The organism is Aliikangiella sp. G2MR2-5 (genome assembly GCF_015687155.1).
Taxonomy (GTDB): Bacteria; Pseudomonadota; Gammaproteobacteria; order Enterobacterales; family Kangiellaceae; genus Aliikangiella.
Genome location: NZ_JADPQF010000004.1, coordinates 260,601 through 276,043, shown reverse-complemented (window position 1 = coordinate 276,043; position 15,443 = coordinate 260,601). Strand labels below are relative to the sequence as shown.

The following is a 15,443-nucleotide window of genomic DNA, read 5'->3' as shown; positions in this document are numbered from 1 at the left end:
AAGAATTTGCATGAACTATATCGAACCGGTTTTTAGACCGCCGAGTGAATGGAAGTCCTACATTTTGCAAGTCACTAATGGATGTTCCTGGAATCAGTGTACTTTTTGTGAAATGTATACAGCACCGCAAAAAAAATTTCACTTCAAGGAAATTTCGCAGATAGCAGATGAGCTAAAGCTAGTCGCGAGTCATCCGCAAAGAGTCTCCAGAGTCTTTCTGGCCGATGGCGACGCCATGACTCTATCAACCAGGAGACTGCTTCAAATATTGAAGGCAGTTAGAACCCATCTACCCAATGTCAACCGAGTAACAAGTTATTGCCTGCCAAGAAATCTTAAAAGTAAGACAGTAGCAGAACTGAAAACTCTTAGGAAAAATGGCCTAAAAATGGTCTATGTCGGCTGTGAGTCAGGCGATGATGAAGTACTTGAACATGTTAAAAAGGGAGAGAGCTACGAAACTTCTTTAAACGCACTGCAAAAGTTGAAAGCCGCAGGAATTAAATCATCGGTGATGATTTTGAACGGACTAGGCGGCAAGAAATTATCAAAACAACACGCAATCAATTCTGCTCGACTGATGAATGAAGCTCAACCAGAATACCTGTCAACCTTGGTTGTGAGCTTTCCCATGGGAGAACAAAGGTTTCGTTCCAATTTCACTGATTATGAAGCTCTCGGACAGCAAGGACTTTTCCAGGAAATGGAATGGCTATTATCTGAATTAGAGCTGGAAAAAACTATTTTTCGTTCAGACCACGCCTCCAACTATCTAGTTCTCAAGGGTACTCTTGGACAGGATAAAGATAAGCTACTCAACCAGATAAAACTAGCAATGCAAGACCCTGAGTTAATGCCTCTTCGGCAGGAGTGGCAGCGCGGCCTCTAATTTGGTCGCGCTTAAGGTGCTTTATCCACTAGCTAAGACTCTGTTGCTTGCTCGGTGATTTCTGCGAATGTAGAACCAGATTTCCACCGCCAACCCATTAATAATCCAGCAACTCCAGTAAAGGCTGATCTGGGCTGTTTCCGGTTCAAGCCAAAAAGAGAAGATAGGTGACAAGAGCCTTAGTGTGATAGCGGCCGTGGTTAACGCCATACTTCGGATCATCCAGATCTTATGTTTAGCGACATTACCCTGGAAAATCGCCATTACTGCTATCAGAGTACTCAGCCACCACAATGTTGCCAGCAGTGTCAAAGCAATGGTGCTACTCAGTCCTCCATAAGCATTCCAGGCCATGTAGTAACCTCCCATTGCGGAAAGCATGACAGAACAAACATAGAGTTTACCCGCAAGCCGGTGCCAGCCAATGCGTTTATTGATCGTTAAAATTTGAAACGGTACTAGCAGGGAAGCGATAGCCCCGGCAAACACGTGAGACCAAAAAAAGACAGGCGGTAATGCGGCCAACCGACTTTGTAGAGAACCCACAGGCTCTTGAAATGGAAGAGCAATCGCATAAGCTGCAACAATAATGCTGAGTAACACACTGACACAGAATAGTAGAACTTTTATTATTTTAGCAGCGCGCTTAAAGAGTCTAACTCGCTTCTGGTCATATAGGCTATTTGCGAGCAAGTCTGATGAAGGAGTGACTTCCATATAATTTCCTCAAATTGAACTTTGAGGTCATTACATCCAATAGCTAACTCATTGGCGTCTGCTTCGGTCGAATTGGGCGTCCAACAAGACCGAGCCGGACCTTTACTCATCAAATTTACGAATTTCAGCGCGATATTGGCTTGGAGTTTTACCAGTGAGTTGTTTAAAAGCAGCGTTAAAGGTACTTTTTGAGGAAAAGCCCGCAGCCAGAGCCAGATCGATAAATTTCTTGCTCTGATCACTTTGCAACTGACGGCATACTTCATCTATTCGGTATTGATTGATATATAAATAGAAGTTTTTACCGGCTTGTTGATTGAGAGTCTCCGAGAGATGGTGTCCACTGACGCCAACAGCTTCTGCCAGTTCTTGTAAGGTCAACTGATTTTGTAAATAGGGCTTGTGTTCATGCATATGACACTCCACCGCTGCAAGAATGTTCTTCCGGGTTTCAGCATCCAGAGCACCACTCTTGCCGGCCTCATCTTCTCCAGATTGTCCTGCATCAGGCCTTGTCACCTGCTGCTTGGCTTCAAATGACGAAGCTGACTCCCGACGAGTTAGAACTTGCTTGAGCTGAGCAATTTTAAATAAGTGTGGATGGCGCCACTGTGCCAGCGCGATACTGTAAATAAAAATCACAATAAGTGCGTCAGCAATACGCGAAAATACCATCATGGGCTGAACGAAATCTGCAACCAGCTTAAAAGTCCAGATGATGACATTGAGCCAGGAGATCTTCCACAACCATGCAAACACTTGCGGATTATAATTTGCCAGGTTTTTTGCTGCACTCTGTTCTCTGCTATGTATGAGCCTGATACTCAATCCCAGATACACAAATGCCTGGGTGTAGAAAATAGCATTACTCACATAAAAACTGATAGTATCCGGTGCCCCCCTCAATCTCACTTCAAGCGGCGCAGTTAATGCGTCAAAATTTAATAGATAGCAGAAAATGAATGGCAAAAAATGCAATAGATCTTTGCGATGAAAAGCACGCTCGATGGTTGCGAACTGACAATACAGATAAAACATGGCGCCAAAGCTGGCCGGTAAAAAATACACCCATCCCACTAAAAATCCCAGATAAGTATAGGCTTTATTGGCAATAGTCAGAGCTCCCAAAAAACTCAACGCTAGCAAAAAGCACCAGACCCCAAGAATTCGACCGGCTACTGAAACTTTGGGGGTTATATTCAGTAGTATCGCCAATAACGTCCCCTGAAAAACGCCAATTGCAAAAAGATATTGAATAAGTATCGACATTCCTGGATTAACAGCCTGATCATTTTCTACATTCGGCAAAGCATAAGGCAAGTGAGCAATCAAAAAAAGCACTAGATTGGAATAAATTAAACACCAATAAAAAAGGGAGCCAGTGGCTCCCTTTCACAGATGCATACTTAAATTAAATAACACCACGACGCTCTTGATCCCGCTCGATTGACTCGAACAGGGCCTGGAAGTTACCTTCTCCAAAACCACGGTCGCCTTCACGCTGGATCATTTCGATGAAAATAGGGCCGAATAAATTCTTAGTAAAGATCTGTAACAGGTAAGTATTGTCAGCTTGACTATCCACTAAGATCTGGTGATGCTTGATACGCTCTTTATCCTCTTTAACCCAGGGCACACGTTCCCAGATAGTGTCATAATATTCGGGAATAATATCCAATGTTTCAATATAAGAACCCTTGAGTGCATCACATGAAGCAACAAGATCTTCAGTTCTAAAAGCTAGATGCTGCACACCTGGTCCATCGTAAATGTCGAGATACTCATCGATCTGATTGTTGTTATCGTCTTTACCTTCATTAATTGGAATACAGAAAGTTCCGCATGGGCTAGCAAGAGCATAAGATAAAAGTGCAGTTTTAACGCCTTTAATATCGAAATACCTGACTTCTTCAAAGCCAAACACATCTTTGTAGAAGTTAGCCCACTTTTCCATCGTTCCTTTGTAAACATTGTTGGTCAGGTGATCGATCTCGATAAAACCTTTGCTTTCATTTACCACTGGTTCTGACAAATCCTCAAAATCTGTCGCAAAAATATTGTCGTCACCTTCATACTTGTCAACGAAATAGATCAAGCTATCACCGATACCGTAGATTGCTGGATAAGGAAAGTCTTTAGTTTCTGCTTCCTTCGCGCCGCGCTTGAGTGCTTCAGCTAATGCAAACTCCGCATCGTCAACTTTCCAACCCATTGATGAAATTGCAGGCCCGTGTGCTTTAGTAAACTCAGCCGAGAAACCATTCTTTTCACCGTTGAGCAAAAAATGAATGTTATTTTGCTGATAGTAAGTAATGTCTTTACCTTTGAATTTTTTCAACATTGAAAATCCAAAATCCATAAAAACATCGTGCATAAATTTGGTATCGGCTGAACAAAATTCAGTGAACAATATACCACGTAAATTTAGAGGGTTATTCATTGGTTGCGCTGACATTTTTTTCTCCGTAAGTTTAATCTTCTAACCAGCTCTGGTTGTAATCCTGTTCCATACAGTCTTTAAAATGATTTGTAGTTTTTAGTGGATTAAAAGTGTCCACCATGACTGCGTATTCGTATGTTTCTTTTTTACCCACAGAGGCTTCTGTTTTTCCTGGCTGTGGGCCGTGAGGTACGCCTTTCTTGTGTAGCGTAATAGAGCCGGCTTCAATTCCGGTTCTACTCATAAAGTCACCGTCGACGTAATAAAGAATTTCATCACTATCTATATTGGTGTGATAGTAAGGCGCTGGAATAGCTTCCGGATGAAAATCGTATAAACGTGGCACAAAGTTGCAAACTACGTAATTGTTTGCGGTAAAGATCAAGTGATCACTTGGAGGCAAATGAATTTTGCCCACCTTCGGAGCATAATCCTGAATATTGAATGCCCATGGGTAACAGGCTCCGTCCCAACCAACCAGATCGTAAGGATGCCATTCCAGAATGCTTTTCTGATATTTCTCACCATATTTAATAACAAGGGGAAACTCACCTTTTTCAACAATCGCTTCCTGCAGCTCAGGCGTTCGAATATCGCGCTCACAGTAGGGCGCATTTTCCAGTAACTGGCCTGTAGGGGTTCTGAAATGTTTAGGAATAGTCACCATCGTTGGCGACTCGATTACAAACAGTCTGACTTCATCATAGCTGTCAAACTTTAGCTGGTATGTCGTCCCTTTCGGAATAACAAGGTAGTCCCATTTCTGAATTTCCAGATTTCCATACTCACTGGTCAGTGTACCGGTACCTTCGTGTACAAAAATCACTTCATCAGCATAGGCATTCCGGTAAAAATCATTCGTATCTTCAGTCACCCTGGCAGTGTACAGAGCGACATCATTATTAAATACCTGTTGTCGACGCGCGCTAAAGAAGTTTCCACTCGATTCCCCACGATAAGTATGGATCTTGTAGTTTTGCAGCATTGCATCTTTCCACTCAACCCCATGGTTTACTTCATAAGGCTCAACCTTGAGTACTTTGGTGGGCATATTGTAGTGGTATTTATTTGAGTAGATATTGGCAAAGCCGTGTGTCGAGAAAAGCTCTTCACGGTATAGCTCGCCGTCATCTCGATAGAAAGTAACGTGGCGCTTCGCCGGAATTTTTCCCTGTTTGATATAAAAAGGCATATAAATACCCCTAATTTAATTAAGGACTTAAAAGATTGGTTAGTCTACGTGCTAAAACAAACAAAAAAAAGGATATTCTTTTTACTAATTATATCTAGATATTTGATTGAGTTACTGGGAAAGCTTTTTGCACTGAATCTGGGCTATGATATTGGCTGTTCTACTTTTTAAAGGAATTAATCGAATGGCTAAAGTACTTGGACTAGGCGGCATTTTTTTTAAGGCGAATAATCCGGAAAAGCTCGCTGAGTGGTATCGTGACTATCTGGGTTTCGACCTCTCTTTTCCAACCGGAGTTAGTTTTAATTTGGAAGATCTCCCTCAGCGGGGATATCAGGTGTGGGGAAGTTTCAAAGCCGACACTGAATACTTTTTACCTAGCAATAAGCCTTTTATGTTTAACCTGATGGTCGATAATCTGGAAGAAATTCGTGCAGAACTGGAAGAAAAAGGATGTGAAGTGCTGGCGGAAACAGAATCAAGCGAGTTTGGGCACTTTGGCTGGATACTCGACCCCGAGGGCAATAAAGTTGAGCTGTGGCAACCACCAGCTAGTTAGCCCTCGTCAGTTATGGTTCCCTAGTCAGTTACCACAGATTTCCTGTCGGGGGCTTGCCCGGCTTTCTGCTATCGGGGATAAACATAGTCGGTCAGTCAAGAAAGTGATAGCATTACATCTGTTTTTTCAGTCAGTTGTATATAAGTGAATTCCATGTCGGAAAAATCAAAGGAAAAAAGAGGCTTTTTTGGCCTTTTCAAAGGTAAAAAAACTCAGCCAGAAGAAAAAAATGGTGTCGAACAACCCCCTAATGAGCAGAGCCAGCTAGTAAATTTGCCAGCCAGTGATACTGATGGGGAGCAAATATCCACTCACAGTACAACAGGAAACCTGGCAGAGGAGTCCAAATACCTGCGAAATGAGGATACGAAGCAGGAAGAGAGTGAAAAACAGTCTTTTTTTCAAAGACTTAAAAACGGACTGTTAAAAACGCGTTCTCAATTTAGTGAGGGTCTGGCAAATTTAGTATTAGGTCAGAAAGAGATCGACGAAGAAATACTGGAAGAAGTCGAGACCTTGCTGTTGATGGCTGATGTCGGGGTAGAGACTACCAGTCGAATCATTGATGATTTAACTGAAAAGTCCAATCGGAAAGAACTTAAAGATACTCAGGCCCTTATGGATCGGTTAAAGGCTCTGTTACTTGATATTGTTGACCCGGTACAGCAACCACTCGAAATTCCACAACAAGAAACACCCTTCGTTATTTTGATGGTCGGCGTTAACGGCGTTGGTAAGACGACAACCATAGGTAAGCTGGCACACCAGTTTCAATCTCAGGGTAAGTCGGTAATGCTAGCCGCAGGCGATACTTTTAGAGCAGCGGCCGTCGAACAATTAAAAACCTGGGGTGAGCGCAACCAGGTCCCGGTTATTGCGCAACATACCGGAGCAGATAGTGCCTCAGTCATTTATGACGCTGTTGAAGCTGCCAAAGCAAGGCAGGTAGATATAGTCATTGCCGATACTGCAGGTCGCTTACACAATAAAAGCAACTTGATGGAAGAGCTTTCCAAAGTTAAGCGTGTTATGGCTAAAGTCGATGCAACAGCTCCGCATGAAGTAATGTTGGTTGTCGATGCGGGCACCGGACAGAATGCATTGGTACAGGCGCAAGAATTTAATAAAGCCGTAGCACTAAACAGCGTTACGATTACCAAGCTGGATGGCACAGCCAAGGGTGGCGTTGTATTCGCTCTTGCTGATAATATGAAGCTACCAATCCGCTATATTGGGGTAGGGGAAAGTAAAGAAGACTTGAGACCGTTTAACGCAAAAGACTATATCGACGCATTGTTCTCCTGATAGTTTTACCGGAACTATATTGTCTTTGGTGATAAATATGGCCCAAAGCTCTTCTTTTGAAGTGCAGGAAGTCACCTGCACATTAGAAAAAAATAGCAATATTCAGGTTAACTAATGATCGAATTCGCGGAAGTATCCAAACGCTATCCCAATGGCCAGGAAGCCCTGAAAAAAGTTAATTTCACTCTCGAAGATGGTGAAATGGCTTTTCTAACCGGCCATTCCGGTGCAGGTAAAAGTACTTTGCTTAAACTTATTTGCTTGATGGAACGAGCGACTTCCGGTCAGGTAATAGTTAACAACAAGAACCTCAATCGCACCAGCAGGAGAAAAATACCTCAGGTCAGACGTGATATTGGCATGATTTTTCAGGATCACCGACTGTTATTTGACCGGAATGTTTTTGACAATGTCGCTTTACCATTAATGATCGCGGGATATCCACACAGAGAAATAGGCCGAAGAGTCAGAGCTGCACTGGATAAAGTTGGGCTGCTATCCAAAGAGAAGCATCTTCCAATTATGCTTTCAGGCGGTGAGCAGCAGAGAGTAGGGATAGCCAGAGCCGTAGTCAATAAACCCCCGTTGTTACTCGCAGATGAGCCAACAGGAAACCTCGATCCTGAACTTTCTTCTGAGATTATGCACTTGTTCGAACAGTTTAATCAGGTAGGAGTGAGCCTGCTAATCGCATCGCATGACCTAAGCCTTATCGCTCAGATGCACTATCGAACCCTCGTAATGAAAGAAGGACGTCTGGTTCAGGATCAGATAGACGAAGTAAACTCGGAGGCGGCTGCTCATGAGTAATGAGAATCTGACCGGAGCGAGTCTATCTCAAGGTGCTAGCCTTGGCGCCAGGCTGAGAATGCTGGCAAGGCTACACAAAATAGAAGCCAAGCGCGGAATAATCGAAATTTTTTCCAATCCGTTTTCTAACTTAATGACCGTAATGGTTATAGCGATCGCTTTAGCGTTACCCGCGGGGCTTCAGATCTTGCTGGATAACGGAAAGACATTGTCAAACAGTTGGGATGGAGTGAGCAGAATATCTCTGTATTTAAAGCTTGATGTGTCACAACAACGATTAAATACATTAGCCAGCCGCATTAGACAAACTAAGGGAGTTTCGACAGTAGAAGTAATTTCGCCTGAGCAAGCCATGGAGGACTTTAAGAAAGCATCAGGCTTTGCAGATGCTATCAACCAACTAGACTCCAATCCATTGCCTCCCGTACTGGTTGTTCAACCCACTTTCGAATTCTCGACACCCGAGACTTCAGAACTCCTATTAGCCGAGTTCAAAACTTTTGCAGAGGTAGAACTGGCTAAATTGGACCTGGACTGGGTAAAGCGACTTTACGCTATGCTTCAACTTGCAGAAAAAGCATCTGCAGCGTTAGGTGTGGTGCTAGCTCTTGCCGTTTTGCTGATAGTCGGAAATACTATTCGACTATCGGTTCAAAATAGAAGAGAGGAAATAGAAGTTGTTAAATTGGTCGGCGCAACGGATGCCTTCATTCGTCGTCCTTTTCTCTATACTGGCTTTTGGTACGGTCTACTGGCAGGCATTGCCTGCTGGCTAATCTTACTTGTTTCACTAATCTGGCTGGAGGCTCCGGTCGCCAGACTGGCGGGGCTCTACCAGAGTCAATTTAAACTAGCAGGCCTCAATTTTGGCCAGAGCACTCAACTAATCGCGATCAGCTGCTTTCTCGGCTTACTTGGCTCCTGGTTAAGTGTAGGCCGCCATATTCGTCAGATTGAGCCCAGATAGACCAGGTCACTCTATTTGGACAATCGCCAATCCCCTTAATGACCTCACTTTTTTCATTAAATAGGGGGGTAACAATTTGTTTCATAACGAAACTTTTTGGATTTTTAGCACTCTGATAGGATAAGTGCTAAAAAATTAGCACTCTTGAATTTAGAGTGCTAAACTAGCAAGCAATTAGAATTGCCTGTGGCGGATTTATTAAGTCGCGCATAAAGGCAAATAACTTGCTTGATTAACGCAAGAGGATTTAAATTATGAGTAAAGCATTAGCAACAATCGCTATGTCTGTACCACAAGGTAATATTGAGTCATATGTTACTGTGGTGCACTCAGTGCCAGTGCTCTCCTCAGAAGATGAAAAAGAGCTGGCAACAAGATACCAACAAGAGGGTGATTTAAACGCCGCTCGTGAACTTATCTTGTCTCACCTACGCTTTGTAGTTCATATTGCTCGCAGCTATAGTGGATATGGCCTACCTCAAGCAGACCTCATTCAAGAAGGTAACGTTGGCTTAATGAAAGCTGTTAAGCGCTTTGATCCTGAAGTTGGTGTACGCTTGATTTCTTTCGCGGTTCACTGGATAAAAGCTGAGATTCATGAGTTTGTATTGAAGAACTGGCGCATTGTAAAAGTCGCAACCACCAAGGCGCAAAGAAAGTTATTCTTCAACTTGAGAGGTGCAAAGAAATCGCTGAACTGGCTAAATAATGAAGAAGTTAAGGCGGTTGCAGAAGATTTAGGCGTATCAGAAATTGAAGTTCGTCGTATGGAAAGCAGGTTAAATTCACGCGACACAGCTTTCGATTTACCAAATGATGCAGATGAAGAAAGTAGTTTTGCACCAGCAGCCTATCTGGAATCTCCAGAAACAGATCCTGCGCAAAAGCTCGAACAGGAAAACTGGGAAAACTTTAATCAGCAACGATTAATGAGTGCAATGAAAACACTCGATGAGCGAAGCCAACAAATATTAGCGGCTCGCTGGTTAAGTGAAGATAAAGCAACATTACAGGAGCTTGCTGAAAAATATCAGGTTTCTGCAGAGCGTATTCGACAGTTAGAGAAGAATGCGATGAATAAACTAAAATCTGCAATGAGTTAAGCAGCTAAAGTAAGTGGTTACTAGCAGTAAATTACGAAGAGGCGCCAATTGGCGCCTTTTTTAATGTCTACAAGAAAATTCTCTTAAACTGGATAATCTTCTCGCATTTAAAAATCTTTCTTTTTATGCAAATTCGCCTGTTAATTAATTAACTGTGAACTACACTTGAAATAGAGAGATAACGAAAATGACCAAACAAGATCAGTCTACAAGTTGGAGTGCAGGATGATAAGAAAGTTAACCTACTGCCTGGTCACCATACTGTCCATGCTAGTCATCAGTTGTGGTGAAGCACCTAAACCCGAAAAAAAAGAAAAAGCAGTTGCCAAGCAAGAAACAGCGCCTCCCAAAGTAGAGTCAGTCTTATCTAAATGCCAGCTCAACATGGGATGGGATCCTTGGGAGCCCTACCAATACTTGTCTCCAGATAATAAGGTCAGAGGTTTGGAAATTGAATTGGTAGGAGCGATAGCTCAAGAAGCAGGCTGCGAACTTAAGTTTGTTCAAAAGAGCTGGATGAACCTACTTAACGGGATACGTAATGGTAGTATTGACCTGCTCGGCGGTGCAACAAAAACGGTTGCCAGAGAGCAGTTTGCGCGCTTCTCAGATTACTATCGTCACGAATCTTTTATTCTATATGTCAGAAGTGGCGAGTCAGAAAAATATAAGAACAAATCGCTCAAACAACTGCTGGAAGAAGGGTTCAGGCTCGGCGTTACTCAGGATTATATCTATGGCGACCAGGTTACTCAGCTACAAGATATACCGGAACTTGCCAGCAAATTTACCAGCGTGCCAACGACAGAAGTGAACTATTATAACTTGATACAAAACAATATCGACGGCTTTCTCGAAGATCCTTTTGTTGCAGCATATACGATTAGACGAAAAGGTTTGCAGGAACAAATAATCGCCCATCCACTTGAAATTCATAGTGGTGATGTATCAATAATGTTTAGTAAAAATAGCGTAAACGAAGAAACAGTTGCGGCATTTAATGATGCTCTTAAACGTTTAAAAGAAAGTGGCGCCTACAAGAAAATTCTGGACAAATATAGTCACCATTAAAATACGACTGGTGAACAGCCCAAAAGTGCTTTGACTAGATTTTTGGGCTCATTGCTATCACTAGAGCTCTTCTCCCATATCTCTTTTAATATCCAGAATATCAGAGTGGATCTGGTTAACTGGTACGCCTTGTGTTTTTAGAGCTTGAAAAACATTCATAACCATCATTTCCGAGCCCGAGATAAAAACCTCGCACTCAGACAACTTTTGCCGCCATTTTGAAATGGCGATTTCATGCGGAAATCCGCTCTCACCCTGCCATGCATCGCCAGGCTCTGCAACAACCGGTATAAACTTAAACTCGCCGCTATCAACTTTCCAGCTCTCGACTATTTTTTTCTGATAGAGTTGGGTTTCATTTTGCGCACCTAAATATAGTTCAAAACGGCGTGCTATTTTTTGTGCAAATGCACTTTCAAGCAAAGCTTTCATCGGAGAAAAGCCCGTACCACCAGCAATAATAATTACCGGATTGCTGCCAGCTTGGAGAACGCACTCGCCGTATGGACCATCAAGGTGAATTCGCTTGTTAGATTCAAAAAGTTTGAGCATTTCTTCTGCCAGTGGATGCCCTGGAATCTTGCGAATATGTAACTCTATGAACTTTTTTTCTTCCGGCGGGCTTGCGATTGATAAAGGAATACGTTTTCCATCACACATCTGAAGATACAAGTATTGCCCGCCTTTAAAAGGAAAAACACTACTGCCTTCAGGCGCTATTCTGATTCTGTAAATTTCTTCGGTCAATTGCTTGATGTCGAGAGTCTTACCTTTAATCTCATTCATAAACCTAATTTCTCCCACATCTCATCTACTCGCTGCTTAACTGCCGGGTCCATAACTATGGGCTCACCCCATTCTCGCTCTGTTTCACCAGGCCACTTGTTAGTAGCATCTATACCCATTTTAGATCCTAGACCGGAAACTGGTGAAGCAAAGTCCAGATAATCGATTGGTGTATTATCAATCATTGTAGTGTCACGACTTGGATCAACTCTGGTCGTCAATGCCCAGATAACATCGTTCCAGTCCCTCGCATTAACGTCATCATCGGTCACTATTACAAATTTTGTATACATAAACTGGCGTAGAAAACTCCATACTCCCAACATTACCCGTTTGGCATGCCCTGGATACTGCTTTTTCATGGTTACCACAGCCATACGATATGAACAGCCTTCTGGAGGCAGATAAAAGTCGACTATTTCTGGAAACTGCTTTTGTAATAACGGTACGAAAACTTCATTCAGTGCAACACCGAGAATAGCGGGTTCATCAGGCGGCCTACCGGTATAGGTAGAATGATAAATAGGATTTTTTCTGCTGGTAATACGCTCAATTGTAAATACTGGAAACTCTTCAACTTCATTATAGTAACCGGTATGGTCACCATAGGGTCCTTCCGGAGCGGTTTCATCAGGAAAAATAAATCCTTCAAGCACAAATTCAGCACTCGCAGGAACTTGCAGCTCATTACTCAAACATTTCGCGACTCGAGTTTTCTCGCCACGGAGTAACCCTGCAAAAGCGTATTCAGACAAACTGTCTGGTACCGGTGTTACGGCTCCCAAGATAGTTGCCGGATCTGCACCTAGAGCAACACTCACAGGAAATGGTTCTCCGGGATGTGCTTTTTGCCAAGCCTTGAAATCCAGAGCTCCACCACGATGAGATAACCAGCGCATGATCACCTTATTCTTGGCTATTACTTGTTGACGATAAATTCCCAGATTTTGCCTCACCTGGTCAGGACCTTTAGTGACAACAAGTCCCCAGGTAATCAAGGGCGCTGCATCGCCTGGCCAGCAAGTCTGAATAGGGATTTGTGACAGGTCAACCGCATCGCCTTCAACAACTTCAGTCTGGCAATCAGGACTTTTGACCAGTTTGGGATTCATATTAAGCACCTGTTTGAAAATAGGGGCTTTTTCCCAGGCATCTTTAAGGCCTGCAGGGGGTTCAGGCTCTTTTAAAAATGCTAATAACTTTCCGACGTCTCTTAATTGCGATACATCATCGCACCCCATAGCTGCAGCCACTCTTCTGGTGGAGCCAAAAAGGTTGGCCAATACCGGTATTTCTGAGCCCACGGGATTTTCAAACAACAACGCAGGACCGTCCGCGCGTAACACGCGGTCGGCGATCTCGGTCATTTCAAGGTTGGGATCGACTGGGTGAGAAATTCTTTTCAAGTCGCCCAACTTTTCCAGATGAGCGATAAAATCTCTTAAATCCCGGTATTTGACTGATTGTGAAAGCATCCTGTTATTTCACCTGACACAGGCTACTTTCTTTTCATCGAATTAAAAAACTCTTCATTGGTTTTGGTTAAGGCTAATTTATCAACCAAAAACTCCATGGCTTCGATTTCCTGCATCGGGTGGATGATTTTGCGTAAAATCCACATTTTTTGCAGCTCTTCCGGGGTAGTCAACAAGTCTTCTTTACGAGTACCTGAACGATTAAAGTTAATCGCGGGGAATACACGTTTTTCTGCAATCTTACGATCCAGATGAAGCTCCATATTACCGGTTCCTTTAAACTCTTCGTAAATTACTTCATCCATTTTAGAGCCGGTATCTACCAGAGCGGTTGCGATAATGGTCAAACTCCCGCCTTCTTCAATATTTCTTGCAGCTCCGAAAAATCGCTTTGGTCTTTGCAGAGCATTGGCATCAACACCACCTGTCAGCACTTTGCCAGAAGAAGGAACCACAGTATTGTAAGCTCGCGCCAGACGAGTGATCGAGTCGAGCAAAATTACCACATCTTTTTTATGCTCAACCAGTCGTTTGGCTTTTTCTATAACCATTTCAGCAACCTGAACATGTCGACTCGCGGGTTCATCAAATGTAGAAGCAACGACTTCACCGCGTACAGATCGCTCCATTTCCGTAACTTCTTCTGGGCGTTCATCAATAAGCAGAACTATCAAGACACAATCAGGATTATTTGCGGTAATCGATTGCGCTATATTTTGCATCATCATCGTCTTACCAGCTTTAGGAGGCGATACCACCAACGCTCTCTGTCCTTTACCAATAGGAGAAGCCAGGTCTATGACCCTAGCGGTAATGTCTTCACTCGATCCATTTCCACGCTCCATCACCATACGTTCATCAGGGTGAAGAGGGGTCAAGTTTTCAAAAAGAATCTTGTTTTTCGCATTCTCAGGGCTATCAAAATTGATTTCTTTTATTTTCAACAAAGCGAAATAACGTTCACCATGCTTTGGAGGCCTAATCTTGCCCGAAATTGTATCCCCGGTTCTTAAGCTAAAACGACGAATTTGACTCGGCGAGACATATATGTCGTCGGGCCCAGCCAAGTAGGATGAGCCAGCATTTCGTAAGAAACCAAATCCGTCAGGTAGTATTTCCAATACACCATCCCCAAAAATATCTTCACCGCTTTTGGCGTGATTTTTAAGGATGGCGAAGATAATGTCCTGCTTTCGCATTCGAGCGACATCATCAAGTCCGGCGTCTTTGGCCATTTCACTCAGCTTTGCTGCTGATAACTGTTTGATTTCGGTTAGATTCATAGGATTACTTTTATACTTTGCGAGTAGATGTGGCTTTGTGTAATTGATTGTGGGTAAGTACAGTGACCGAGCAAAAGGCCGGACGGATGCGGCTTAAACAACAATCGAATATTCGTTTCTCGTAATTGATGTTCCTGTCAATGAAAAACAATTTAACGTTGTAGACGATTTCCCCAGTGCAAACTTAAATACCCAGACACAAATGTAGTGATCTTTAGGTTTAGCTAACAGAGGAAAATGACAATTTGAAGTTTATTCTTGAAACAACACAAAATTACCTGAAAGGTCCCCAATGTGCTGATATTTGAAAAGTAGCACTTATTGAACAGATTGTCCAACTTTTTGCCAATGGGCAGCAAAAATCTGCCCATAGCGAGATAAAAAGCTTTAAGAACAGGGTCTTAAAAAGCTGACGTGCTAGATATTGCTATCAAGAAACGCAGCAAGCTGAGACTTGCTTACAGCACCGACCTGTTGTGCTTCAACGGCACCATTCTTGACCAAAATTAATGTCGGGATACCGCGAACACCATACTGAGGGGCTGTCGCCTGATTTTCATCGATATTCAACTTACCGATCTTAACTTTACCATCATACTCTTCCGCCAATTCATCAAGAATTGGAGCAATCATTTTGCACGGACCACACCACTCTGCCCAAAAGTCGACTAGAACTGGCAGGTCTGACTTAAGCACCTCGGCTTCAAAAGTATCATCGGTCAATTGAACAATCTTGTCGCTCATGTATTTTCTTCTCCTAAAATAGCAACACTGGTGCAAACAGCATTCGCTCGATTCAAAGCGAAATGCTATGATGCGTTTTTCATTCACTTATCATTATTGGGT

15 protein-coding genes are annotated in these 15,443 nt (G+C 43.0%); 7 read left to right on the top strand and 8 right to left on the bottom strand.

Annotated features, from left to right (window positions below; all coding sequences use genetic code 11):
- Positions 1 to 10: 10 nt before the first annotated feature.
- Positions 11 to 889, top strand: a complete 879-nt coding sequence (locus IYN84_RS14235; RefSeq protein WP_196139907.1) for a radical SAM protein — start codon at positions 11 to 13, stop codon at positions 887 to 889.
- A 21-nt stretch (positions 890 to 910) separates the two neighbouring features.
- Here IYN84_RS14235 and IYN84_RS14230 read toward each other — a convergent pair whose 3' ends face one another.
- From IYN84_RS14230 to IYN84_RS14215, 4 genes are all read right to left on the bottom strand, one after another.
- Positions 911 to 1,606: a DUF2306 domain-containing protein gene (locus IYN84_RS14230; protein WP_196139906.1), complete on the bottom strand. Its 696-nt coding sequence runs from the start codon at positions 1,604 to 1,606 to the stop codon at positions 911 to 913.
- A 102-nt stretch (positions 1,607 to 1,708) separates the two neighbouring features.
- On the bottom strand, positions 1,709 to 2,938 hold the full coding sequence (locus IYN84_RS14225; protein WP_196139905.1) for a helix-turn-helix domain-containing protein: 1,230 nt from the start codon (positions 2,936 to 2,938) through the stop codon (positions 1,709 to 1,711).
- A 79-nt stretch (positions 2,939 to 3,017) separates the two neighbouring features.
- Positions 3,018 to 4,061: a 4-hydroxyphenylpyruvate dioxygenase gene (gene hppD / locus IYN84_RS14220; RefSeq protein ID WP_196139904.1), complete on the bottom strand. Its 1,044-nt coding sequence runs from the start codon at positions 4,059 to 4,061 to the stop codon at positions 3,018 to 3,020.
- A 16-nt stretch (positions 4,062 to 4,077) separates the two neighbouring features.
- The gene (locus tag IYN84_RS14215; RefSeq protein ID WP_196139903.1) at positions 4,078 to 5,238 is read right to left on the bottom strand and encodes a homogentisate 1,2-dioxygenase; all 1,161 of its coding nucleotides are present in this window, start codon (positions 5,236 to 5,238) and stop codon (positions 4,078 to 4,080) included.
- A gap of 184 nt (positions 5,239 to 5,422) precedes the next feature.
- Here IYN84_RS14215 and IYN84_RS14210 point away from each other — a divergent pair, with 184 nt between their 5' ends.
- The 6 genes from IYN84_RS14210 to IYN84_RS14185 all read left to right on the top strand — a co-directional run bounded on the left by IYN84_RS14210 (position 5,423) and on the right by IYN84_RS14185 (position 11,053).
- Complete coding sequence (locus tag IYN84_RS14210) at positions 5,423 to 5,797, top strand: VOC family protein (protein WP_196139902.1); 375 nt, start codon at positions 5,423 to 5,425, stop codon at positions 5,795 to 5,797.
- 153 nt (positions 5,798 to 5,950) lie between these two features.
- Positions 5,951 to 7,102 (top strand): signal recognition particle-docking protein FtsY, encoded by a 1,152-nt coding sequence (ftsY, locus tag IYN84_RS14205; protein WP_196139901.1) that lies wholly within the window; start codon positions 5,951 to 5,953, stop codon positions 7,100 to 7,102.
- Positions 7,103 to 7,216: 114 nt separating this feature from the next.
- Positions 7,217 to 7,912 carry a cell division ATP-binding protein FtsE gene (gene ftsE, locus IYN84_RS14200; RefSeq protein ID WP_196139900.1) on the top strand — a complete coding sequence of 232 codons (696 nt, stop codon included), beginning with the start codon at positions 7,217 to 7,219 and terminating at the stop codon, positions 7,910 to 7,912.
- Positions 7,905 to 8,879, top strand: coding sequence for a permease-like cell division protein FtsX (ftsX, locus tag IYN84_RS14195; protein ID WP_196139899.1), 975 nt, complete (start codon positions 7,905 to 7,907; stop codon positions 8,877 to 8,879). Before ftsE ends, ftsX begins: the two co-directional genes overlap by 8 nt.
- Before the next feature lie 254 nt (positions 8,880 to 9,133).
- Entirely contained in the window at positions 9,134 to 9,982 is an 849-nt protein-coding gene (rpoH, locus tag IYN84_RS14190) for an RNA polymerase sigma factor RpoH (RefSeq protein WP_196139898.1), read from the top strand.
- A 225-nt stretch (positions 9,983 to 10,207) separates the two neighbouring features.
- A complete protein-coding gene (locus IYN84_RS14185; RefSeq protein WP_196139897.1) occupies positions 10,208 to 11,053 on the top strand; it encodes an ABC transporter substrate-binding protein in 846 nt (281 codons plus the stop codon).
- Between the two features lie 60 nt (positions 11,054 to 11,113).
- Here the strand turns inward: IYN84_RS14185 and IYN84_RS14180 are convergent, their stop codons facing one another.
- The 4 genes from IYN84_RS14180 to trxA all read right to left on the bottom strand — a co-directional run bounded on the left by IYN84_RS14180 (position 11,114) and on the right by trxA (position 15,341).
- Positions 11,114 to 11,839, bottom strand: coding sequence for a hypothetical protein (locus tag IYN84_RS14180; protein WP_196139896.1), 726 nt, complete (start codon positions 11,837 to 11,839; stop codon positions 11,114 to 11,116).
- Entirely contained in the window at positions 11,836 to 13,314 is a 1,479-nt protein-coding gene (gene ubiD / locus IYN84_RS14175; protein ID WP_196139895.1) for a 4-hydroxy-3-polyprenylbenzoate decarboxylase, read from the bottom strand. Before ubiD ends, IYN84_RS14180 begins: the two co-directional genes overlap by 4 nt.
- Before the next feature lie 23 nt (positions 13,315 to 13,337).
- On the bottom strand, positions 13,338 to 14,597 hold the full coding sequence (rho, locus tag IYN84_RS14170; protein ID WP_196139894.1) for a transcription termination factor Rho: 1,260 nt from the start codon (positions 14,595 to 14,597) through the stop codon (positions 13,338 to 13,340).
- A 417-nt stretch (positions 14,598 to 15,014) separates the two neighbouring features.
- Complete coding sequence (gene trxA / locus IYN84_RS14165) at positions 15,015 to 15,341, bottom strand: thioredoxin TrxA (RefSeq protein ID WP_196139893.1); 327 nt, start codon at positions 15,339 to 15,341, stop codon at positions 15,015 to 15,017.
- Positions 15,342 to 15,443: the final 102 nt, after the last annotated feature.

Excerpts from the sequence above, each read along its gene's own strand:
- IYN84_RS14180 (WP_196139896.1), bottom strand. The coding sequence starts at position 11,839 with ATGAATGAGATTAAAGGTAAGACTCTCGACATCAAGCAATTGACCGAA.
- IYN84_RS14235 (WP_196139907.1), top strand. The coding sequence starts at position 11 with ATGAACTATATCGAACCGGTTTTTAGACCGCCGAGTGAATGGAAGTCC.
- IYN84_RS14210 (WP_196139902.1), top strand. The coding sequence starts at position 5,423 with ATGGCTAAAGTACTTGGACTAGGCGGCATTTTTTTTAAGGCGAATAAT.
- ftsY (WP_196139901.1), top strand. The coding sequence starts at position 5,951 with ATGTCGGAAAAATCAAAGGAAAAAAGAGGCTTTTTTGGCCTTTTCAAA.
- rho (WP_196139894.1), bottom strand. The coding sequence starts at position 14,597 with ATGAATCTAACCGAAATCAAACAGTTATCAGCAGCAAAGCTGAGTGAA.
- ftsX (WP_196139899.1), top strand. The coding sequence starts at position 7,905 with ATGAGTAATGAGAATCTGACCGGAGCGAGTCTATCTCAAGGTGCTAGC.
- IYN84_RS14230 (WP_196139906.1), bottom strand. The coding sequence starts at position 1,606 with ATGGAAGTCACTCCTTCATCAGACTTGCTCGCAAATAGCCTATATGAC.
- ftsE (WP_196139900.1), top strand. The coding sequence starts at position 7,217 with ATGATCGAATTCGCGGAAGTATCCAAACGCTATCCCAATGGCCAGGAA.
- IYN84_RS14185 (WP_196139897.1), top strand. The coding sequence starts at position 10,208 with ATGATAAGAAAGTTAACCTACTGCCTGGTCACCATACTGTCCATGCTA.
- rpoH (WP_196139898.1), top strand. The coding sequence starts at position 9,134 with ATGAGTAAAGCATTAGCAACAATCGCTATGTCTGTACCACAAGGTAAT.
- trxA (WP_196139893.1), bottom strand. The coding sequence starts at position 15,341 with ATGAGCGACAAGATTGTTCAATTGACCGATGATACTTTTGAAGCCGAG.
- hppD (WP_196139904.1), bottom strand. The coding sequence starts at position 4,061 with ATGTCAGCGCAACCAATGAATAACCCTCTAAATTTACGTGGTATATTG.
- IYN84_RS14215 (WP_196139903.1), bottom strand. The coding sequence starts at position 5,238 with ATGCCTTTTTATATCAAACAGGGAAAAATTCCGGCGAAGCGCCACGTT.
- ubiD (WP_196139895.1), bottom strand. The coding sequence starts at position 13,314 with ATGCTTTCACAATCAGTCAAATACCGGGATTTAAGAGATTTTATCGCT.